Source organism: Streptomyces sp. NPDC020958 (assembly GCF_055562175.1).
In genome coordinates this window covers 74412-95203 of sequence record NZ_JBVHFU010000024.1, presented here as the reverse complement: position 1 = coordinate 95203, position 20792 = coordinate 74412, and the positions used below count along the sequence as shown (strand labels likewise).

The 20792-nt window shown below is 73.0% G+C and carries 15 protein-coding genes and 1 pseudogene; 7 read left to right on the top strand and 9 right to left on the bottom strand.

The genetic code is table 11. The features are described from left to right. Positions 1-194, bottom strand: a pseudogene (locus ACZ3KP_RS38965) (hydrolase); the annotation flags it as partial. Between the two features lie 217 nt (positions 195-411). Between ACZ3KP_RS38965 and ACZ3KP_RS38960 the strand changes: the two are divergent. Next, positions 412-675, top strand: a complete 264-nt coding sequence (locus ACZ3KP_RS38960; protein ID WP_132887654.1) for a GlsB/YeaQ/YmgE family stress response membrane protein — start codon at positions 412-414, stop codon at positions 673-675. A 107-nt stretch (positions 676-782) separates the two neighbouring features. On the opposite strand, the gene ACZ3KP_RS38955 is transcribed toward ACZ3KP_RS38960, so the two are convergent. Together ACZ3KP_RS38955 and ACZ3KP_RS38950 are read right to left on the bottom strand one after the other, a co-directional pair. Then, positions 783-1637, bottom strand: a complete 855-nt coding sequence (locus ACZ3KP_RS38955) for a GNAT family N-acetyltransferase (protein ID WP_467505643.1) — start codon at positions 1635-1637, stop codon at positions 783-785. 397 nt (positions 1638-2034) lie between these two features. Further along, a complete protein-coding gene (locus tag ACZ3KP_RS38950) occupies positions 2035-2676 on the bottom strand; it encodes a chaplin (RefSeq protein ID WP_467505641.1) in 642 nt (213 codons plus the stop codon). A 278-nt stretch (positions 2677-2954) separates the two neighbouring features. Between ACZ3KP_RS38950 and ACZ3KP_RS38945 the strand changes: the two genes are divergently transcribed. Further along, positions 2955-4583, top strand: coding sequence for an alpha/beta hydrolase (locus tag ACZ3KP_RS38945; RefSeq protein ID WP_467505639.1), 1629 nt, complete (start codon positions 2955-2957; stop codon positions 4581-4583). A 35-nt stretch (positions 4584-4618) separates the two neighbouring features. Here ACZ3KP_RS38945 and asnB read toward each other — a convergent pair whose 3' ends face one another. Both asnB and ACZ3KP_RS38935 read right to left on the bottom strand, forming a co-directional pair. Continuing rightward, positions 4619-6457: an asparagine synthase (glutamine-hydrolyzing) gene (gene asnB, locus ACZ3KP_RS38940; protein ID WP_467505638.1), complete on the bottom strand. Its 1839-nt coding sequence runs from the start codon at positions 6455-6457 to the stop codon at positions 4619-4621. A gap of 351 nt (positions 6458-6808) precedes the next feature. Beyond that, complete coding sequence (locus ACZ3KP_RS38935) at positions 6809-7588, bottom strand: alpha/beta fold hydrolase (RefSeq protein ID WP_467505637.1); 780 nt, start codon at positions 7586-7588, stop codon at positions 6809-6811. A 187-nt stretch (positions 7589-7775) separates the two neighbouring features. On the opposite strand from ACZ3KP_RS38935, the gene ACZ3KP_RS38930 reads away from it, so the two are divergent. Beyond that, positions 7776-8870, top strand: a complete 1095-nt coding sequence (locus ACZ3KP_RS38930; protein WP_467505635.1) for a baeRF3 domain-containing protein — start codon at positions 7776-7778, stop codon at positions 8868-8870. An 82-nt stretch (positions 8871-8952) separates the two neighbouring features. Next, positions 8953-9981 carry a Gfo/Idh/MocA family protein gene (locus ACZ3KP_RS38925; protein WP_467505634.1) on the top strand — a complete coding sequence of 343 codons (1029 nt, stop codon included), beginning with the start codon at positions 8953-8955 and terminating at the stop codon, positions 9979-9981. 98 nt (positions 9982-10079) lie between these two features. Here ACZ3KP_RS38925 and ACZ3KP_RS38920 read toward each other — a convergent pair whose 3' ends face one another. Further along, positions 10080-10493: an SsgA family sporulation/cell division regulator gene (locus tag ACZ3KP_RS38920; RefSeq protein WP_358986696.1), complete on the bottom strand. Its 414-nt coding sequence runs from the start codon at positions 10491-10493 to the stop codon at positions 10080-10082. Between the two features lie 347 nt (positions 10494-10840). Here ACZ3KP_RS38920 and ACZ3KP_RS38915 point away from each other — a divergent pair, with 347 nt between their 5' ends. Then, positions 10841-12256, top strand: coding sequence for a PP2C family protein-serine/threonine phosphatase (locus ACZ3KP_RS38915; RefSeq protein WP_467505631.1), 1416 nt, complete (start codon positions 10841-10843; stop codon positions 12254-12256). A 29-nt stretch (positions 12257-12285) separates the two neighbouring features. Here ACZ3KP_RS38915 and ACZ3KP_RS38910 read toward each other — a convergent pair whose 3' ends face one another. Further along, positions 12286-13785: a DNA-binding protein NsdB gene (locus ACZ3KP_RS38910; protein WP_358986701.1), complete on the bottom strand. Its 1500-nt coding sequence runs from the start codon at positions 13783-13785 to the stop codon at positions 12286-12288. A 266-nt stretch (positions 13786-14051) separates the two neighbouring features. On the opposite strand from ACZ3KP_RS38910, the gene ACZ3KP_RS38905 reads away from it, so the two are divergent. Both ACZ3KP_RS38905 and ACZ3KP_RS38900 read left to right on the top strand, forming a co-directional pair. Further along, a complete protein-coding gene (locus ACZ3KP_RS38905) occupies positions 14052-15191 on the top strand; it encodes an aminoglycoside phosphotransferase family protein (RefSeq protein WP_358986704.1) in 1140 nt (379 codons plus the stop codon). A 200-nt stretch (positions 15192-15391) separates the two neighbouring features. Continuing rightward, positions 15392-17386 (top strand): N-acetylmuramoyl-L-alanine amidase, encoded by a 1995-nt coding sequence (locus ACZ3KP_RS38900; RefSeq protein WP_467505629.1) that lies wholly within the window; start codon positions 15392-15394, stop codon positions 17384-17386. 6 nt (positions 17387-17392) lie between these two features. Here ACZ3KP_RS38900 and ACZ3KP_RS38895 read toward each other — a convergent pair whose 3' ends face one another. Then, the gene (locus ACZ3KP_RS38895) at positions 17393-17890 is read right to left on the bottom strand and encodes a glycosyltransferase family protein (protein WP_132887640.1); all 498 of its coding nucleotides are present in this window, start codon (positions 17888-17890) and stop codon (positions 17393-17395) included. Positions 17891-17981: 91 nt separating this feature from the next. Further along, the gene (locus ACZ3KP_RS38890) at positions 17982-20672 is read right to left on the bottom strand and encodes an ATP-binding protein (RefSeq protein ID WP_467505627.1); all 2691 of its coding nucleotides are present in this window, start codon (positions 20670-20672) and stop codon (positions 17982-17984) included. Between the last annotated feature and the right edge of the window lie 120 nt (positions 20673-20792).

Here is a 20792-nt window from a genome sequence, read left to right as displayed (position 1 = left end):
GGCTTGCTGGTGGAGATGATCCAGTCCGCGTTGCCGGCCTCCTCGGCGTGGCCGTCGTCGAACAGGACACGGTAGGTGGTGGCCGCGTGGGCGGGAGCCCCGGTGCCGACCTGGAGGGCGGCTCCGGTGACGAGCAGCCCGAGCCCGGCCAGGGCGGTGGTGAGTCTGTGGCGGGATCTGCTGGATCCAAGCATCCGGCGAACCTCCGTGAAGGGGTGGGGAAGAGGCGGTGCGGGCGCCAACTCTGCGCGCGTAGAACCCGATCGAGATTTCTACACGCGTCGACTCATTGAAAGGTACATGGCATGTCCGGGTGGTGAACAGAAGACCGCCGCACCAACCTGGCGGGACTGCCCGCGACTTCAGCGGGCAGATTTGAGTGCAGCGAAGTACCCACGAAGAGGGGCGGACATGGAGATCTCGGGCATCATCAGTGCCATCGTCATCGGAATCATCATCGGTGTGCTGGGACGCCTGGTCGTCCCCGGCCGCCAGCACATCGGCATCCTGTGGACCATCGTCGTCGGCATCGTGGCGGCACTGCTGGGGTCGGCGATCGCCGCGGGCTTCGGCGTGGCCGACACCAAGGGTCCCGACTGGATCGAGTGGTTCATCCAGATCGCGCTGGCCGCGGTGGGCGTGGCGGCGCTGGACCGGGCGAAGGCCCGCCGGTAGGTGCGACACCCACTCCTACCCGAGAACGCACCCGGCACCCGTGGGGGCGGCGCGAGCAGGCGCCGCCCCCACGACCGCTCCCCACGCCGGGTGCGTCGGCGTGCCGGTCAGCCCAGTTCGAGCGTGGTGACCCCGAAGACCCGCTCGCGCGCGTACTTCCGGACCGGGCCCGTGTACATGCGGGCCGTCTCGAACGACGGCGTGAACCCGGCCGACTCGGCGAGGGCGACGCCGACCGTGCTGGTCTCGGGTACGTCGATGGCGACCTGGGCACCGGCCGCCTCGGTGGTGAGGGCCGTGAACAGGGCGTGGGCGTCGGCGGCGGTGTCGGCGAAGAGCGGGCCGATGCGCAGGCTGTCGCGGCCCGGGCGGAGCACCCCGTAGCCGGTGAGGCGGTCGCCGTCGTGGCGGACGAGCACCGTGTGGCCGGGGGCGGCCAGCCAGGCGGCGAGGAAGCGCGGGCGGGCGGCGGGGTGACAGGTGGCGTCGTACGCCGTGACGGCCGCCCGGTCGGCGGGGCGGGCGGCACGGACGCCCTCGGGGATCCGAGCGGTCGGGGCGGCGCCGGTGAATCGGACCGTGCGGTAGGCCGGTTCGAAGCCGGACTGACGGTAGTTGTCCTGCTGGGCCACCACGCCGTCCAGTCCGACGGTGCGGTCGCCCGCGTGGGCCAGCGCGGTCTTCCAGGTGGTGTAGCCGTGGCCCCGGCCGCGCAGGTCGGGACGGACCAGGTAGCAGCCCAGGAAGGCGTAGTGGGCGTCGTAGTTGACGACGGAGATGGCCGACACCGGTTCCCCGTCGATACGGCCGAGGAAGAACCCCTCGGGGTCCTGGGCGAAGAAGGCGGGGCCGTCGGACAGCCCCGGGTTCCACCCCTCGTCCGCCGCCCAGCCGCTGATCACGGGCCAGTCGTCGAGCGTGGCCTGCGTGACGACGAGGTCCTGGGGGGCCGGAGAGGTCATGGATGCGCTCCCTTGCGTGGCGGGGTCGAAGAACGCGGCGGGCGGCACCGCGCCCGCAGCATCCTTCCCGATCACCGACCACCACGCCACGCCGGAACCGGCCCTCCGGCAAGCCCAACGAGGCTGCGGGGAGGGCGGCTTGGCGGAGGGAGCGCCGCGCGCCGCTGTGCGGGGACAGCCCGACCCACGGAACGGACTGCGGCACCGCCCGCCCGACAGGTCCGGCGCAGCCGGGACAGCGCAGGGTCCGGGGGCAGTCGCCGTGCGGAGGTCGGGGGCAGTCGCCGTGCACGCTCCGGGGCTAGTCGCCGTGCGGAGGGCGGTGGCGGTCAGTGGGCGAGCCGGGCTGCGCAGGCCCCACCGGGTGGGATGGCGGGGCCTGTCGGCGCGGGGGCGGTCAGCGGGTACGGTCCGGGCGGAAGCGTCGGTGCAGAGCGGTTCCGGTGAGCAGCAGTGCCACGGCCGCCGCCGCGGCGGGGCCGGCCAGGTCCGTACCGGTGTGGGCGAGGGCGGCGTCCGTGACGGGCTGCGCCGCCGGGTGGTGCGGCGCCTTGGGGACCGGGTGCTTCTTGGGCGGCTCGGGAGCGGGCGGCTTCGGGGTCGTCTTCGGCGGGCTCGGGTGGTCCCCGGAGTCGTTCACCGAGGTGCTGCCGAGGGCCGGGTTGAGGACGCCGACCACGTCGACGCTGTTGCCGCTCACGTTCACCGGGAGGTCGACCGGCAACTGGACGCCGTTGCCCGAGACCACCCCGGGCGAGTCCTGCTCCGTGCCCCGCGCGGACGCACCGCCGGCGGCGCCGCCCTCGTTCGCGCAGGTGTTGCCGGCCGCCGGATTCAGCAGCCCCACCACGTTCACGGTGTCCCCGCACACGCTCACCGGAACGTGCACCGGCACCTCGATGCCGTTGCCGGAGACCACGCCGGGCGAACCGGCCGCGATTCCGTCCGCGCCCGCGTCGGCCCAGGCCGGGACCGCCACAGCCATCGCCCCTGAGGCGGCGGCGACGGCGATCACACCGTTTCGGGTAACCCGTTTCATAGGTTCCCTGCCTTCCAGACATGATTGCGGGCGCTCGCCCGCAACGGTTAAACCGCAGACGAACCAGGTGAGTTATGGGTTGGCCACCTTCCACCCCATCGAGTGACACCGATATCGAACCGGCGGCACACGTGTGCAAGGCGTCCGAGAGCACGAACCGATGCCGAGCACGGCCCCCGCCCTGGGCCGCCCGCCCGGAGGCGGCCCCCGCACAGCCCGCTTATGGTGGGCGAAAGCCCTGTACCCGGTCCGTCACGGAGCGTCCCTGGAGGCCCCCGATGCCTGCCGTGCCCCGTACCCGGTCCGTCCTTCGGCACTGCGTCGGGGCCGGAGCCGTCGCACTGGCCCTGCTCGGCGCGGGGCTGCCCGCGGCCCCGGTCCCACCGGCGGACGGCGACCAGCCGGACCTCACCCGGTTCTACCGGCAGAAGGTACGGTGGACGGCGTGCCAGGACGAGGACCTGCCCAAGGACATGCAGTGCGCCAAGGTGACCGTCCCCCTCGACTACGCGCAGCCGGGGAAGGGCACCCTCGACCTGGCGCTGTCCCGCTACCGGGCGACGGGCAGATCGCGGGGCTCCGTACTGCTGAACTTCGGTGGGCCGGGTGGCTCGGGCGTCAGCCAGCTGGGCCTGTCGGGCAAGAAGTTCATGGGTCTCACCAACGGCTATGACGTGGTCGGCTTCGACCCGCGCGGCGTCGGCCGCTCCTCCCCCGTCAGCTGCGGGGACGGCACCGTCGAGGCCCCGGACGGGCAGAGCACGGCCGAGCCCCCCGACGCCGCCCACCCGCAGGCCCTGATGAAGCAGTTGGAGCAGCTGACGGCCCGGTGCATCAGGAACTCCGGGCCGGTGCTCGCCCACATAGGGACCGTGAACGCCGCCCGCGACCTGGACGTCATCCGCCAGGCGCTCGGCGACAGCAAGCTGAACTACCTGGGTTTCTCCTACGGCACCAAGCTGGGCGCGGTGTACGCGGCGCAGTTCCCGCACAACGTGGGCCTGATGGCTCTGGACGGCGTGGACACGCTGACCGAGTCACTGGCCCAGCAGGGCGTGGCCGGCGCCCAGGGACAGCAGACCGCGCTGGACGACTTCCTCGACTGGTGTGTCACCGACCTCGGATGCCCGTTCGGGCAGGACCGGCGCAAGGCCGGGGAGGCGGTCGTCCGGCTCGTGCGCTCGCTCGACAGGGACCCGGTGCCGTCCGACTTCGGTGCCCCCTTCACCGGCCAGGACCTGGTGGGGGCCCTCGCGCAGGGGCTGTACGGCAAGGAGCTGTGGCCGTTGCTCGCGCGGGCCCTGGCCTCGCTGATGGAGGACGGGGACACCCGGGGGGTGCAGAACTTCGCGTCCGGCGGCTACGCGGTGCCGCTCGTGCGCAAGACGAAGGCGGGTGCCCGCGGCAGCGGTGGGCTGGTGGCCGGCTCGGACATCCCCGTGGACAACCTTTCTGCGGCGCTGATGGCGATCAACTGCGCCGACGACCCGGACCGGCCGGGCGCCGAGCAGCTGACCAAGGACGTCGCCCGGCTGAACCGGGAGTACCAGCAGGCGTCCCCGGTCTTCGGCAGGTTCCGGCTGACGCAGCTCATGCTGTGCTACGGCCGGCCGCGCGGCACGTCCTTCATCCGGGACCAGGTGAAGGACGTGCCCACGGCGCGGATGCTCCTGGTGGGAACGCGCGGTGACCCGGCGACGCCGTACCGCTGGACGATCGAGACGGCGAGGCGGCTCGGGCCGTCGGCCGTGGTGCTGGACAACAGGGGCGACGGCCACACCGGGTACACGTCCTCCAGGTGCGTGCACGGCAAGGTCGACGACTTCCTGCTGTACGGCACGCTGCCGGCCGACGGCAGCTCCTGCCCGGCGGACGGCGACACGAGCGGCGTCGGCTCGTCGGGCTGAGCGCGGGGTTGCCTGCCGGGAGGTCCCGGGTGCCTTCAGGAGAGGACGAGCTCCGGGTCGTAGAGGTCGAGCCAGGCGGCCAGGTCGAGGGTGCGTTCGAGGCCGCGCCGGGCGGCCTGGTCGGCCAGTTCGGGCCGGCGGGCGGCCCGGTCCGCCTTCTCGCGGTCGACGAGGTCGAAGACCCGGTGGCCGGGCCGGGCGAGCAGGTCCTTGACCTGGGCCTGGAGGGCGCGGCCGTACTCCGGGTCCTGGGTGGAGGGGTAGGGGCTCTTCACCCGGTCGTAGACGGTCCGCGGGAGGACGTCCCGGGTGGCCTCGCGGAGCAGGGTCTTCTCGCGGCCGTCGAAGGACTTGAGGGCCCAGGGCGCGTTGTAGACGTACTCGACCAGCCGGTGGTCGCAGAACGGCACCCGGACCTCCAGGCCGACGGCCATGCTCATCCGGTCCTTGCGGTCCAGCAGGATGCGTACGAAGCGGGTGAGGTGAAGGTGACTCATCCGGCGCATGCGGTACTCGACCTCGCTCTCGCCGTCGAGGCGCTGGACGGCGGAGGCGGCGGAGTGGTACGAGTCGGCGACGTAGGAGTCCAGGTCGAGGGACTTGGCGAGGTCCGCGCGCAGGACGTCGGAGTCGTCGCCGAAGTGCCGGGCGAACCGGAACAGCCAGGGGAAGGTGTCGGCGTTGCGGGCGCCCTCGTCGAAGAACTGCTGGTAGCCGCCGAACACCTCGTCGGCGGACTCCCCGGACAGCGCGACGGTGGAATGGTCGCGGACGGCCTTGAACAGCAGCAGGAGCGAGGCGTCCATGTCTCCGAAGCCGGCCGGCAGGTCGCGGGCCCGGATCACCCGCTCGCGCACGGCCGGGTCGGCGAGGCTGCCCGCGTCCAGGACGATGTCCTGGTGGTCGGTGCGGGCCAGGCGCGCCACGTCGTGCACGAAGGGCGTGTCGGGGGTGCCGCGCAGTTCATCGGCGACGAAGTTCTCGGTCTGGCCGACGAAGTCGACGGCGAAGCTGCGGACCTTCTCGCCCCGGGCGGCGAGCTGCCGGGCGGCCAGCGCGGTCATGGCGGAGGAGTCGAGGCCGCCGGAGAGCAGGGTGCAGCGGGGCACGTCGGCGACCAGCTGGCGGCGCACGATGTCGTCGAGGAGTTCACGGACGGTGGCGACGGTGGTGTCGCGGTCGTCGGGGTGCGGGCGGGTCTCCAGGCGCCAGTAGGTCCGGGTGCGCAGGCCACGGCGGTCGACGGTGACGACAGTGCCGGGTTCGACCTCGCGCATGCCCTCCCAGACGGCCTGTCCGGGGGTCTTGACCATGGTGAACAGTTCGCGGAGCCCGGTGAGGGCGACCCGGGGGCGGACCAGCGGGTGGGCGAGGATCGCCTTGGGTTCGGAGCCGAACAGGACGCCGTCCGGGGTGGGGTACAGGTAGAAGGGCTTGATGCCCATCCGGTCGCGGATCATGACGAGTGTGTCGTGTCGGCCGTCCCAGACGGCGAAGGCGTACATGCCGTTCAGCCGTTCGGCGATGGTGTCGCCCCACTCCAGGTAGCCGCGCAGGACCACTTCGGTGTCGGAGTCGGTGGTGAACTCGTGCCCCTTCGCGAGGAGTTCGCGGCGCAGTTCGGTGAAGTTGTAGGCCTCGCCCGAGTACACCATCGCGACCGTGCCGGCCGGGGTGCGGACGGTCATCGGCTGGCGGCCGCCGGGCAGGTCGATGATCGCGAGCCGGCGGTGGCCGAGGGCGGCGGGGCCCTCGCTCCAGGTGCCCCGGTCGTCGGGGCCGCGGCAGGCCATGGTCTCGGTCATCGCATCCAATGCGTGCGTCTCGGTGGTGAGGTCACGGTCGAAGGAGACCCAGCCGGTGATGCCACACATGCGTTACCTCCTGCTGCCGGTCCGCCGGACCACCCGCGCCACCTGCGGTTTCACGACACAGGAGATTGCCCGAGCGAACCACTTGTATTCAGCACCTATATGACGAGCGTGCGCCCCCTCGCCCGGCCGGTCAACCTGGCCGTAACACGCGGCGGCGCTCCCGACCCTCTCTTTCGGCCGCGCTTTGCCCGCACGATGACCGCGGACCCGCCCGCACCGGGCCCCGCCCGCCGGGAACCGGCCAAGCGCAAAAAGTTCTCCAAGCGGAACCGGCGCCGCGGCTCACGCCGGGCGCCGGTCATCTCGGCCGGGCGCCGGTCATGCGGTGCTCGGCGCCGTCGGGACGGCGCGCTACGCGGCCGGTGTCAGGAACCGGTCCAGCGCCGCCGTCAGCTCGGCCGGCCGCTCCACCGGGAGTTCGTGGCCCGCGTCGATGATCCGGACCTCGGCGTCCGGGTAGGCCTTGGCCATCCGCAGCATCTGCCCGACCGGAAGCTGGATGTCGTGGTAGCCGTGCACCATCAGGGTGGGCGCGGCGATCTCGCCGACCCGGTCGAGGACGTCGAAGGCCCGCATGGCGCCGTACAGGGTCATCACGACCTCGCGCGGGGTGCCGGCGGACGACCGGACGTACTCGCGCACCCGCTCCCGCGGGAACCCCGGGGCGAAGGCACGCTGGATGTTGGCGGCGACGAACAGCCTGAACGGCACCAGCGTCGAGGCGGCCATCAGCAGCCCGCGGCCGCGGCTGTACGCCATCCGTCCGATGGAGTTGACCAGCACCATCCGCTCGACCCGCGCGGGGTGGGTGAGCGCGAGGGTCTGGCTGATCATGCCGCCCATGGAGTGCCCGACGGGCACGAACCGGTCCACCTCCAGGTGGTCGAGGAGAGCCGTGACGTCCTGCGCCAGCTCGGCGATGGTCCGCACCCCGGCGCCGGTGCTCTCGCCGTGGCCGCGCAGGTCGAGCCGGACCACCCGGCGGCGCCCGGCGAAGTGCTCGGTCTGGTGGTCCCAGCGGCGCCGGTCGGCGGTCCAGCCGTGGATGAACACCAGGGGCACGGCGGCACCGTCCCGGGGACCCTCGTCGTCGTACGCCAGCACCGCTCCGTCGACTTCGAGCTGCGGCATGGGGGCCTCCTGGGGCGCGATCCGGTTACTGCCCGGTACGGTAATGGGCCGCGTGACCCGTCGTCACCGGTGGGCCGGCCACGACACGGTCACGGAGTGAGCCGGACGGCAGGGCGGACCAGCACGTCCCGCCCGGTACGGAATTACCCCGAATGCCGCACCGCCGATTCCGCCCTATGGTGCTGGTATGGAGCACGCACTCAGTCCTTCGACCCTCGCCGAGCTGCGCCGCCCGCGCCCCTATCCCGCCGTCTCGGTGCTGACGCCGACGCACCGCCGCGAGCCCGACAACGCCCAGGACTCCGTCCGGCTGCGCAATGTCGTGGCCGAGGCGAAGAAGCAGTTGGAGGCCGATCCGGCGGTCACCCGGGAGCGGCGCTCCGAGGTGATCAGGGAACTCGACCGCGCACTCGCCGAGATCGACCTGACCTACACCGAGGCCGGTCTGGTGATCTTCGCCGCGCCGGGCGAGCACCAGGTCTGGTCCCTGGCCCGCAGCGTGCCCGAGCGCGTGGTGCTCGCGGACACCTTCCTCACCCGCAACCTGGTCTCGGCGCACGCCGCCGAACGGCCGTTCTGGGTGCTGTCGATCTCCGCCGACCGCGTCACGCTCTGGGACGGCGGGGTCGACCGCGTCACCGAGAGCCACCGCGGCGGCTTCCCGCTGGTGCGCCGCCAGGTGAACTTCGACGCAGAACGCCTGCAGCGGATCGGCGACATGCCCAGCACCTTCCGCGACGAGGACACCAAGCACTTCCTGCGGGACGCCGACACCGCGATGGCCGCGCTGTTGCGCGACGAGCCGCGGCAGCTCTACGTCACCGGCGAGCAGGCCGCTCTCTCGCTGTGGGAGGAAGCCGGCAACGTGGCCAGGCACAGCGTCCCGGTGCGGCACGGCGGTCTCGCGCACGCCGGTCCGGACGCGGTGTGGCAGGTGATCCGGCCGCTGCTGGAGGCCGAGTCGCGGCGGAGCACCGCGTCGGTGGCCAGGGAGCTGGAGTCCGCGCGCAATCACAAGACGTTCGCGGCCGGTGTCGACGAGGTCTGGCACAGCGCCCGCGAGGGTCGCGTGCGGCTGCTGGCCGTCGAGGAGAACTACCGCACCACGGTCCGCGACGACGGCGACCACCTGGTCCCGGCGGTGAGCGGCGATCTCGACTCCCGCGAGGACATCGTGGACGAGATCGTCGAACAGTGCCTGGAGACCGGCGCCGAGGTCCGCTTCGTCCCGGACGGCGCCCTCGACGACGAGGACGGCATCGCCGGAGTGCTGCGCTACTGACGGCCCCCTTGCTCGGCCGGCGCCCAGTAGCGCTTGGTTAGGCTCTGGGAGCGTGATCGTCGGCCGAAGAGGGAGTGGGGACGTGGCTGAGCCGCTGGGCGTCGCGGTGCTGGGTGCCGGACACATGGGTGCCGATCACATACGCCGGCTCGACCACGGGGTGAGCGGCGCGCGAGTGGCGGCCGTCGCCGATCCCGACCTCGACCGTGCCAAGGACGCGGTGGCCGGCCGGGACGGCGTCACCGTCCACGCGGATCCGCTGGCCGCCCTCGACGCGCCCGGCGTGCAGGCCGTGCTGATCGCCTCCCCCGGCCCGGCCCACGAGGAGCCGCTGCTGGCGGCCTTCGAGCGCGGGCTGCCGGTACTGTGCGAGAAGCCCATGGTGCCGGACTCCGCGGGCGCGCTCCGGGTGGTGGAGGCCGAGGCCCGGCTGGGCCGCAGGCTGGCGCAGATCGGGTTCATGCGCCGCTACGACGCCGAGTACCGGCGGCTGAAGTCGCTGCTGGACGGCGGCGGTCTGGGCCGCCCGCTGATGCTGCACTGCGTCCACCGCAACGTCTCCTCGCCACCCGGCTTCACCAGCGCCATGCTGATCGACAGCTCGGTGTCGCACGAGATCGACGCGGCCCGCTGGCTGCTCGGCCAGGAGCCGACCGCGGTGACCGTGCTGCGCCCACGGCCCTCGTCGGGTGCCCCGGAGGGGCTGCTCGACCCTCAGCTGGTGCTGTTCGAGACCGACGGCGGCGCCCTCGTGGACGTCGAGGTCTTCGTCAACTGCGGCTTCGGCTACCAGGTGCGCTGCGAGGCCGTCTGCGAGCGGGGCAGCGCCCGGATCGGCGAGGACCACACCATGCTGGTCACCTCGGCCGGCGGTGCCCGTGAGGAGGTCGCCCAGGACTATCTGGTGCGGTTCGCCGCTGCCTACGACCGCGAGGTGCAGTCCTGGGTGGACGCCACCCGGCAGGGCCGGGTCACCGGACCGGGCGCCTGGGACGGCTACGCGTCCTCCGCCGTCGCCGAGGCGGGGGTCAGGGCGCTGGAGACCGGCCGCCGCACGACCGTCGAACTCGCCCCGCGCCCGGACCTGTACGCGCGTGATGTCGGCCGCTGACGCGAGCGGCGCGGCCGCGGTCCCCGGGCGCCGCGGTCGACACGACCGCGGGGGCCGACCGGTGCCGTCCGCCCCGCCCCGGTCACCACCGTGCCCCCTCACACGCCCCCGAACAGCGCGCTCAGGCCCTCCTCCACGACCGCCGCGACGTCCTCCTCCCCCGGGGCCACCACCTCGTGGGTGCGCTGCAGGAAACGGAACAGCGCCTGGGTGTCGAACTGGAGCAGCGCGAGACCGTGCGGCGAGTGGAACTCGACGGCCGTACGGCCCGGGCCGCAGGGCCAGATGTGCACGTCCCCGCGCCCGGCGGGCGCCCCGAGGCCCTGGTCGAGGAGCGAGCGGGCGAAGGTCCACGTCACCTCCTGTCCGCCGAGCGTGACCTCGGCCGGGAAGTCCACGAACACGGCCAGCGGGTCACCGGAGGTGTACCGGAGCGTGGCGGGCACCGGGATCTCCTGGTCCTCGGCGGTGATCAGCCGGGCGCGGGCGGGTTGCTCGAAAGAGATGTCCATGCCTGTAGGACTCCGCGGAGGCCCGTCGCAGGACGTCAATTCCGGCCAAGGTTGCCGTGGTTGGCCGAGACCTCGACACTGTGAACACAGGCACGTCGAACAACCGCCCGAGCGCGACACGAACGCCTGTGGAAATGGGTCAAGTCACGTAGTCGGCCTACGTCGAACCCCCTCCCGCGCGTACGTCTTCCAGGCGGCCCGACCTGCCCGTGAAGACTCTGGCATATGTCAGAAGCACCACCGTATCGTGTGTTGCCAAATCCCTTACAGGGCGTCGCGGGCTGTGCAACAGTCGTAACCGGTCCCCCGCCCGTCCTGGCCCCGCCGTCCCCGCATCGGAGTGCGTCATGCCGTCCCATGTCTCCGCGGACCGCCCCGCCGCCCAGCCGCCCGGGCGCGGCTCGGTCGAGGCGTTGATAGCGCAGACACGGCGGCTCAAGGGTGACGTGGACGCCGTACGACGGGACACCCGCAGCGACGGGACGGACCCCGAGGAGCGGTGGCAGCGGGCGGTGTACGACCTGGCGCTGCATCAGCTCAACGACCTCGACGAGCACCTGGCCCAGCTGCGGGACGGACCGGCGCCGCTGCCGGCCGATCCGGACCCGGCCGCCGTGCCGCACTCCCCGTCCGGCTCCGGCTCGCTGCTCAGCCGGGTCGGCAGCGCGGAGTGGAACCTCCTGACGGACGAGGCGAGTTGGTCCGCAGAGCTCTACCGGATCCTCGGCCGCGACCCCGCCGCGGCCGCCCTCACGCTCGACGAACTGCCCTCGCTGGTGCTGGACGAGGACCGGCCCCGGCTGACCACGATGGTCACCGGCTGCCTGGTCGACGCCAAGCCGATCGACGGCGAGTTCCGTGTCGTACGCCCCGACGGAGGGGTGCGGACCGTCCACATGATGGGCGAGCCCGTGCTCGGCGGCGACGGCAGCACCGCCTCGATGTGGGCCGTCGTGCGCGACGTCAGCGAAGTGCGGCGCAGCCGGCGGGCGATGCTCGAGACCCGGGACTCGCTGGAGCGTCATCAGCAGCGCGTCCGGACCGAGCAGCAGTTCGCCGTGGAGCTCCAGGAAGCCGTGCTGCCCCCGGGGCACGGCGCTCTGCGGCTCCCGCGCCGCGGCCCGGGCGCCCTGGAGATCGCGGCCCGCTGCCTCCCGTCCGGGAGCAGCGCCCTGCTGGGCGGAAACTGGTACGACGCGCTGGAGCTGCCCGACGGCGACACTCTGCTCAGCGTAGGCGACCTCACCGGACACGGGGTCGCCGTCACCTCGGGGATGGCGATGCTGCTGGGCGCCGTACGCGGGATGGCGATGGCCGGCGCTCCGCCAGCGCACCTCATGTCCCTGCTCAACCAGTTACTCGACGCCACCGTGCAACCCGCGCTGGGCAGCGCCGTCTGCTGCCGCTACCGACCCGCCACCCGTGTCCTGACCTGGGCACAGGCAGGACACCCCGCCCCGCTGCTGTACAGCGGCGGGACGGGGTGCGTGCTCAGCGCGCCGGACGGCGTACTGCTCGGCGCCACCTCGGGCGCCGGTTACGGGCAGGCCGAAGTGACCCTGGAACCGGGCGACCTGCTGCTGCTGTACACCGATGGACTGGTGCCCGGGCACAGCGGCTCGCTGGACGCCCTCCTCGGTCTGGCCCCGCGGTTCAGGGCGGCGCGCACCGCCCAGGACTGTGTCACGGCCGTGGTCGAGGAGTTCGGCGAGTGCGAACGCGCGGACGAGGCCTGCGTGCTGATCGCCAAGGTGGGTGAGTAGGGCTCGGACAGGGCGGGTGGGCGAGGTGCCTACGCCGGTGCGCTGTTGCCCGTGCCCTTGCTCCTGGTCCTGGGCAGGGCGAGCTTGATCTCCTCCCGCAGTTCCTGGATCTTCGGATAGCCGGCGTACTCGGCGGTGAGCCGGTACATCTGGCGCAGCCGGTCCCAGGTGCGGTGGGAGGAGTTCGATCCCATCGACACCAGGGCCAACCGCGCGTAGTGACCAGCCTGTTCGGGGTCGTCCGCGATGAAGCAGGCGGAGGCCATGGACAGGAAGTCGAAGATCTTCGACCGCTCCTGCTTGCTGCCGGCCCGAAGTGCCAGGGCCTTCTCCGCGTAGTGCCGGGCGTGCACGGCGGCGCCCGGGTCGTGGTCGGCCAGCGTCCGGTAGGCCAGGGCCTGCATGCCGTACAGATCCGCTTCGTTGAACATCTGCATCCAGCTCGGCGGTGGCACGTCGCTGCGGTCCGAGACGAAGAGGCTCTCCGCCTGGCCGAGGGTACGGCGCATGGCCTGCCCCCTGCCCATCGACGCCTGCGCCCAGGCCTCGATGGTGTGGAACATCGCCTGGGTGCGCGGCAGCACCTCCTGGCCCGAACCGGAGTGGGCGAGCTTCATCAGGTCGAGCGCTTCGTCGGGCCGGCCGATGTGCACCATCTGGCGAGCCGCTCTGGAGAGCGCCTCCCCGGCACGCGGCCGGTCACCGCCCTCACGGGCCGCGTGTGCGGCGATGACGAAGTACTTCTGGGCCGTGGGTTCCAGGCCGACGTCGTGCGACATCCAGCCCGCGAGGACGGCGAGGTTGGCGGCGACGCCCCACAGGCGCCGCTGGAGATGGTCGGGGTGACGGTAGGCGAGCATGCCGCCCACCTCGTTGAGCTGCCCCACCACGGCCTTGCGTTGCAGCCCGCCGCCGCGGGCCGCGTCCCAGGCACGGAACACCTCGACGGAACGCTCCAGTTCCTCGATCTCCTCGGACCCGATGGGGGCGGCCTCGTAGCGGTCGAACCCGGCGGGGTCGGCGTGCAGGGGGTCGTCGAGGACGGGGGCGTCGGCCCGGAGAGTGGGGTCGGTGTGCAGCCAGTCGTACATGGCGGTGGTGAGTACGGATCCCGCGGTGAGCGCGGCACCCGCGCCCACCAAGCCGCGTCGGTTGAGCATGAGGTCCATTCCCGTGAATTCGGTGAGGACCGCGGCGGTTCGTTCGGGCGCCCACGGCATGCCGTCGGGATGTTCCGCTTTCCCGTCGTCCGGCCGTTTTCCCGTACGCCCGTGCCGTACCAGACCGAGGTCCTCGATGGTCACGACACGGCCGAGACGCTCGGTGAACAGAGCCGCCAGCACCCGCGGCACCGGATCGCGCGGGATCTCTCCCGTGTCGATCCACCGCCGCACCCGGGAGGTGTCGGTCGACAGCTGGGGGTGGCCCATGGCCGCCGCCTGCCGGTTGACCAGCCTCGCGAGTTCGCCCTTGGACCAGCCGGCCAGGCCGAACAGATCCGAGAGACGGGTGTTGGGTTGTCCGCTCACGTCAAGCCCCCAGGTTCTCGGCTGAGTTGACAGTAGCCCCGTGCAGGTTGCCGGGCGACTATTCGCCACGGTTCGCCAGGGTGCGCCAGATGGTGTGCCACTGGGCGACGGGTGTCAGGTAGGAACGCGCCACCCCGACCCGGTCGCCACTCGACGGGCCCACTCCCCAGGGTGGGCCCGGGCGGCCGGGACGGGTGGGGCGTGAGAACTTCTCACAGGACTTCTCAGGCAGGCACCGCAGGTACACGAAGGGATCTGTATCACCCATGTACGCAGCATCGTCCTCCGTGTCCGCTCCGCCCCGGCCGCTGCGCCCCCGACCGGCGGGCGGCGGACCCTACCTCGACCCCGCCCGTACGGGGGCCGCCGTCCCGGTCGTGGGCCGGCCACGGCGCCCGGCGGGTCCGGCCACCCAGCCGCTCAGCGGGAGACTCGACCTGTCCGGCCCGCAGGGCGCGCAGTTGCGCACCGCGATCGCGTCGGTGCACCGGATCTGCCCGGAGTTCGCTCCGGTCCAGGTGCTGCGGCGCACCGGACGGTCCGTGATCCTGGTCGGTACGACGGGGCGCAGCACGGCCGTGGCGAAGTGTCTCCTGGACCACTCCCCCGCCTGGGCGGAGCGGACCCGTCATGAAATAGCCGCATACCGCTCGTTCGTCCGGCACCGGCCGCCGATCCGGGTGCCGAGGCTGATCGCGGCGGACCCGGACAACTGCACCCTGGTGATCGAGCGGATGCCCGGCCGGGTGGCGGCGATGCAGCGCCACCCCGCGGAGGCCCCGCCCCGGGCGGACATCCGGGCCGCGCTGGGCGCGATCTGCCGACTGAACGCGTGGCGACCGCCGTCGGGCACCTTCGACGCCCCGGTGGACTACGCCGCCCGGATCTCCCGGTATCACGAGCTGGGACTGCTCACCGACCGGGACATGGGTGACCTGCAGAAACTGCTGCACGGCATCGCGGTCGCGGCGGGCCGCCAGGGAATGGGCCAGTTCTGCCACGGCGACGCCCTGCTCTCGAACATCCTGCTGTCCCCGGCCGGTCCAGTGCTGGTGGACTGGGAGCACGCGGGCTGGTATCTGCCGGGGTACGACCTGGCGACGCTCTGGTCCGTCCTCGGCGACGCCCCGGTGGCGCGCCGTCAGATCAGCCAGATCGCCCAGTCGGCGGGGCCCGCGTCCCGGGACGCCTTCCTGGTGAACCTGATGCTGGTACTCACCCGGGAGATCCGGACCTACGAGACCGCCGTGCAGCGTTCGATGCACGACGCGACCCCGGCGGCGCCGGGCACGGCCCACCCGGGCGCCGCGCCGACCGGCGAGGAACAGCGGCTGCTGCTCCGGCGGCTGCACGACGACTGCCAGCTGGCCCGCCGGGCCGTACGCGCGGCGGTCGGCACTCGCTGACGGGGACGAGGATCCGCGGTGCGCTCAGGGCAGCCGGGCACCGCGGATCTCTTGTGTCTCGCCGCGTGGGGCTATGCCGGAGGGGTCGGAGACCTGTGGCGCGAAACTCCCACGATCATCGTATGACATATGAATTGTCCTCCCTGTGGGCATGATTGACGGGCCGTCGGCAAGCCGGTACCACGCCCCAGGAGGCCGCATTGCGAGGATCTGTCAGCGAGCCATGTCCCGCCCACCGCGGCAGACGTACGCGCAGGACGGCCGGCGCCGTAGCCGCCGCGGCGCTGCTGCTGCCGTTGCTGGGCGCGGCTCCGCCCCCGAGCACCGCCGCGTCGCCCGCCGAAGCGCTGCAGCGCGCGTTCGCGTCCGCCGCCACCGAGTACCGCGTGCCGCAGAGCGTCCTGCTGGCCGTCTCCTACCTCCAGTCCCGCTGGGACGGCCACGGCGGCGCACCGAGCGTGTCCGGCGGCTACGGGCCGATGCACCTGACCGATGCGCGCACCGCGCTGGCCACCGCGGCCGAGCACTTCGCCGACGGCACCGAGGACGCCCGCGGCGACAGCGCCCGTCCCGCCCTGCACCCCCGGGTCAGGGTGCCCGCGGACTCCGTGCTGCCGGCCCGCCTCAGGACGCTGCCGAAGGCCGCCGGGCTGACCGGCATCCCCGCCGAGCGGCTGCGCACCGACCCGGCGGCGAACGTGGCCGGCGGCGCCGCCCTGCTCGCCGCGGCCCAGCGGGAGATGGGCGAACCGCTCAGCGCCGACCCGGCACACTGGTACGGCGCGGTCGCCCGCTTCTCCGGCGCCGACGACACGGCCACCGCGGCGGCGTACGCCAACGACGTGTTCGACGTCCTGCGCACGGGCCAGGCGCGCACCACCGACGCCGGTCAGCTCGTCGCCCTGGCCGCGCAGCCGGGCGTCCGGGCCGACACCGGGCAGCTGAGGCTGACCGGGCTGCGCACGACAGCGGCGGACGACACGGAGTGCCCGACAACGGTGTCATGCGAGTCGATCCCGGCCCCGTATGCGCAGTTCGGGACCGACGACTACGGCAACCACGACCTCGGGGACCGGCCGGCGTCGCAGGGCATCAGGTACATCGTCATCCATGACACCGAAGGCACCTGGGACGAGACCGTGAAACTGGTCCAGGACCCGGCCTACGTGTCCTGGAACTACACCATCCGCTCGACCGACGGTCTGATCGCCCAGCACGTCAAGGCCAAGGACGTGGCCTGGCACGCCGGCAACTGGTACATCAACTCCAAGTCGATCGGCATCGAGCACGAGGGCTTCCTCGCCGCGCCGGACGCCTGGTACACGGAGGCGATGTACCGGTCCTCGGCCCGGCTGGTCAGGTACCTCACCGACAAGTACGGCATCCCGCTGGACCGCCAGCACATCCTCGGCCACGAGAACGTACCGGGCCCCACCACGTCCTCGATCCCCGGGATGCACACCGACCCGGGCCCGTACTGGGACTGGCGCCACTACTTCGAGCTGCTCGAACACCCCTTCAAGCGCACCGCAGGCAAGACGGGCGGTCTGGTGACGGTCCTCCCGGACTACGCCACGAACCAGCCCGCGTACACGGGCTGCGTCGGCAAGGGCCAGCCGTGCGCCGCGCACGGTTCCGGCGAGCTACGGCTGTACTCCGACCACGACGAGAGCTCGGCGCTGATCAAGGACGTCGGTGTGGGTACCACGCCCACGACCGACGTGAACGACCTCTCCTCCCGAGTCTCCACGGGTCAGCAGTACGCCGTGGCGGACACCTGGGGCGACTGGACGGCGATCTGGTACCTGGGGCAGAAGGCGTGGTTCAGGAACTCCGCCACGGACCCGACGGCGGTGAGCGCGGCGGGCTTGGTGGTCACTCCCAAGGCCGGTCTGAAAAGCGTCCCCGTGTACGGCCGTGCCTATCCGGAGACGTCGGCCTACCCGTCCGGGGTGCCCGCCCAGTCGATCTCCCCGCTGCCGTACACGATCCCGGCGGGCCAGGCGTACGTGGTCGGGGACGCGGTGCCGGGTGAGTACCTCTACGCGACCACCTTCGCCACCGACTCGCACCGGGTCGTGGTGGGCAAGGACCTGTACTACGAGATCCAGTACGGCCACCGGGTCGAGTTCGTCCGGGCGGCCGACGTGGACGTGGTGCCGTCCCCGCGGATCGGACGGCACCCGCGCGGCTGACCGGTCTCAGCCCTGCTGGAAAAGCTCCGCCGGGAGCGGCTTCAGCAGGGCGTACAGGTCGTCCGTGATGGGACGGTCCCAGGCGGCGATGGTCACGAGGACCCCGTCGCTGCGGTCGAACTGGACGCAGGAGATCCGGCTCTCGGAGAGCTTGAGCCGCCGCACGATCAGCAGGTTGTCGCCCTGGAGCACGGGCATGTCCTCGGTGCCCACGACGGTGACGTCCTCGTCGTTCTCCAGGGCGAGGAGGAGCTGGCCGACCTCGAACGGGATCTCGCCCTCCGCCACCTCGCGGGCCGGGGAGCCCTCGGGGAGGTTGCCGATGATCATCGCGGGGCCGCGGCCGCCGAAGAGGTCGTAGCGCAGGAAGACGCCCTGGCAGGTGCCGTCGGGGGCGGGCAGCAGCCCGGCGCCGAGGTTGCCGGGCCAGTCGCCCGGGTCCATGGCCAGTACGTCGAAGTCGGGGCCGGCGGGAGTGGCGCTGCGGCGACGGAGGAACGACATGCGCTCCATGGTACGGGCCCGCGCAGGCGGAGGAGGCCGGAGCCGGGGGCCGGTCGCGGGTCGGGGCCGGGAGCGGCGCCGTCGGTGCCCGCTACAGGGGCGCCCGCTCCTTTCCCGCCAGCTCGGCGCGCGCCCTGGTCGCCAAGCCGTCCGCCCCGCACTGCTCGGCGGCCGCCAGGCCCCTGCGGAGGTGGTCGGCGCTGTGCAGTTCCGTGCCCAGGGACACGAGCGCGCAGGCCAGTTCGTAGGCCGCCGGAGACCCGTCCAGGTGGGCCACCGCCTCCTCCAGGTACCGCACGCGCGCCTCGCCCGTCGAGACCTCCGCCGCCGTGCGCAGCGCCTGGCCGACGGCCGACGGCGCGCCGAACTGGCGGGCCCGGCGCACCGCCTCCAGCGCCGTGGCGAGGGCGCGTTCCGGTGCCTCGCCGGCCTCGGCCCGGGCCAGGTGGAGCTGCCAGGGGCACCACGCGGGGTTGCGGATGCCGCGGGGTTCGAGGCGGCGGCCGGCCGCGGTGAGCTCGGCCGCCGCGGCCTTGGTGAGTCCGCGGGCGAGCAGCAGTTCGCCGTGGACCGTCTGGGCGTCGGGGAAGACCACGGCGGCCGGGAAGGGCTCCCGGAAGGAGTGGTCCTCGGCCAGCCGGGTGGCCTCCTCGGTGCGGCCCCGCGCGATGAGGGTCTGGATGAGGGTGCCGAGGGCGTACCAGTGGGCGGGCGTGCCGGGTCCCACGCGTTCGGCGAGGCGCAGTCCGGAGCGGGCGAGGTCCTCCGCCTCGGCGAGGCGGCCGCGCCGGTAGCGGAGGTAGCCGAGGAGCGTGTAGGCGAAGGAGAGGTGCCCGCCGCGCCAGCCCTGGCGTTCGTAGTCGGCGATCCCGGCGGCGAAGAGTTCCTCGGTGCGGTCGGGCCGGTCGGCGTACATGAAGGCGAGCGCGACCAGCACCGGCACCTCGAAACCGCGGTCCGCCTCGGTCCAGCCGAGGCCCCCGGCGAGGGCGCGTTCGGCGTGGTGCAGGGCGGTGGCCGCGGGTTCGCCGCGCTGGATGGCGTCCCAGGTGCGCAGGCCGATGATGTACCGCTCGGTGAGGTCGCGGCCCTGCAGGCGGTCGGCGAGCCTGGCCAGGCGGCGGGAGCGGGAGGGGTGGTCGGGTTCGTCGGCACGGAAGGCGTCCCACATGAACTGCTCGGAGAGCATCCGCAGCCGGACCCGGGCGTCACCGGTCAGCCGGATCTCGTGGGCGAGGGTCTCGGACGCCTCCGCGAGGCGGTCGCTGTGCGCGAGGACCTGGGAGAGGCGGTAGACGATGCGGTGCCGCAGGGCGGGCTCGGCGATGGGTTCCTGGAGGGCGGCGCGCAGGTGGTTGACGGTGGTGGCCGGTTCGGTGAGCAGGGAGGCGCTGCCCAGTTCGTGCAGGACGGCGGCTCGCTCCGTGGCCGGCGGGGGTTCGCGCAGGGCGCGGGCGAGGTAGCGGCGGGCCGCGTCGGGGGCGCCCGCCCGGAGGGTCTCGCCGGCGGCGGCGCGCAGTTGCCGCACGACCCAGGCGTCGCCCTCGGGGTGGGTCTCCAGGAGGTGCCGGGCGGCGGCGGTGGCGCCCTGGCCGTCGTCGGTCACGCACCAGGCGGCCTGACCGTGCAGGGCGACGCGGGTGGCGGGTGGGATGGCCCGGTAGACGGCGGTGGCGATCAGCGGGTGGACGAACTCCAGGGTCTCGGCGCCGGTGAGGACGCGCGCGCCGCGCAGGGCGTCGGCGGCGTCGGCGGCCTCCTCGTGGCCGAGCCCGGCGACGGCGGCGGCCAGCGCGGGGTGGATCTCGGTGCCGAGGACGGCGCAGGCCCAGGCGAACCGGACGGCGGAGGGGCCGAGGCGTTCGATGCGGGCGATCAGGCCGCTGCCCTTGACGGCGGCGGCGAGGTCGCGCAGCAGGGGTGCGCCGGCTTCGGTGGGGTCCAGGCCCCGGTCGTGGACCTTGGCCGTCAGTTCGACGGTCTCGAAGGGGTTGCCGGAGGTGACGGCCCAGCACTCGTGGCAGAAGGCGTCGTCGGCGTGGTCGCCGAGGCTCTCGCGCACCAGACCGGCGACGGCGTCGGCGCTGAGCGGTTCGAGGCCGTGCGGGCGGCCGCCGGCCCGTCCGGGCAGGCCGCGGAACGCGTCGGCGTGCTCGGGGAGTTCGTCGGGCCGGTACGCGACGACGACGAGCAGCGGGAGTTGCTCGGCCCGGGGTGCGAACGCGGCCAGCCAGCCTAGGGATTCGGGGTCGGCCCAGTGCGCGTCGTCGAGGACGAGGACCATCGGGGCCTGGCGCACGACCAGGTGGGTGAGCACCCAGTCCAGCCCGTCGCGCAGGCCCTGCTGGTCGGGCGGGGCACCCTCGGTGGGGGCGCACAGGCCGAGGGCGGGGCCGACGATGTCGTACCAACTGCCCAGGGAGGCACGCAGTTCCGCCTCGGGCGCACCGGCGAGGCGGGGTTGCAGCAGCTGGCGGGCGACGTGGAAGGCGACGCGCTGTTCCTGGTCGCCGCCGCGGGCGGAGAGCACGGTGCAGCCCTGGGCGGCGGCCCGCCGACGGACCTCGGCGAGCAGGGTGGTCTTGCCGATGCCGGCGCGGCCCGCGAAGGCGAGGAGCGCCCCGCGCGGACGGTCGGCCGGTGGCGCGCCGTCGGAGCTCGGCCCGGTGGGCCCGGCCCGTCCATCGAGCCCGGCGAGCTCGGCCAACGCCTCGTCGACGGCGGCGAGTTCGCCCTCACGCTCGTAGAGCGTCCGTCGGTTCCGCAGGACCCGCTGTCCCATGACCACCCCCCGCCACGGTGGGACGCGGGCGCGGGGAGCCGGCGCGCACCGTGGCTTGCAGGCAGCTCAGCGTACGCCCGAAGGCGATGATCCGCTCCCTACTGACGGTAACTGGCTCAG

Bases quoted from the DNA above. Each gene is read 5' to 3' on its own strand.
- ACZ3KP_RS38920 (WP_358986696.1), bottom strand. From the start codon at position 10,493: ATGGACATCTCTTTCGAGCAACCCGCCCGCGCCCGGCTGATCACCGCC.
- asnB (WP_467505638.1), bottom strand. From the start codon at position 6,457: ATGTGTGGCATCACCGGCTGGGTCTCCTTCGACCGTGACCTCACCACC.
- ACZ3KP_RS38935 (WP_467505637.1), bottom strand. From the start codon at position 7,588: ATGCCGCAGCTCGAAGTCGACGGAGCGGTGCTGGCGTACGACGACGAG.
- ACZ3KP_RS38905 (WP_358986704.1), top strand. From the start codon at position 14,052: ATGTACGCAGCATCGTCCTCCGTGTCCGCTCCGCCCCGGCCGCTGCGC.
- ACZ3KP_RS38895 (WP_132887640.1), bottom strand. From the start codon at position 17,890: ATGTCGTTCCTCCGTCGCCGCAGCGCCACTCCCGCCGGCCCCGACTTC.
- ACZ3KP_RS38960 (WP_132887654.1), top strand. From the start codon at position 412: ATGGAGATCTCGGGCATCATCAGTGCCATCGTCATCGGAATCATCATC.
- ACZ3KP_RS38950 (WP_467505641.1), bottom strand. From the start codon at position 2,676: ATGAAACGGGTTACCCGAAACGGTGTGATCGCCGTCGCCGCCGCCTCA.
- ACZ3KP_RS38915 (WP_467505631.1), top strand. From the start codon at position 10,841: ATGCCGTCCCATGTCTCCGCGGACCGCCCCGCCGCCCAGCCGCCCGGG.
- ACZ3KP_RS38945 (WP_467505639.1), top strand. From the start codon at position 2,955: ATGCCTGCCGTGCCCCGTACCCGGTCCGTCCTTCGGCACTGCGTCGGG.
- ACZ3KP_RS38955 (WP_467505643.1), bottom strand. From the start codon at position 1,637: ATGACCTCTCCGGCCCCCCAGGACCTCGTCGTCACGCAGGCCACGCTC.
- ACZ3KP_RS38930 (WP_467505635.1), top strand. From the start codon at position 7,776: ATGGAGCACGCACTCAGTCCTTCGACCCTCGCCGAGCTGCGCCGCCCG.
- ACZ3KP_RS38890 (WP_467505627.1), bottom strand. From the start codon at position 20,672: ATGGGACAGCGGGTCCTGCGGAACCGACGGACGCTCTACGAGCGTGAG.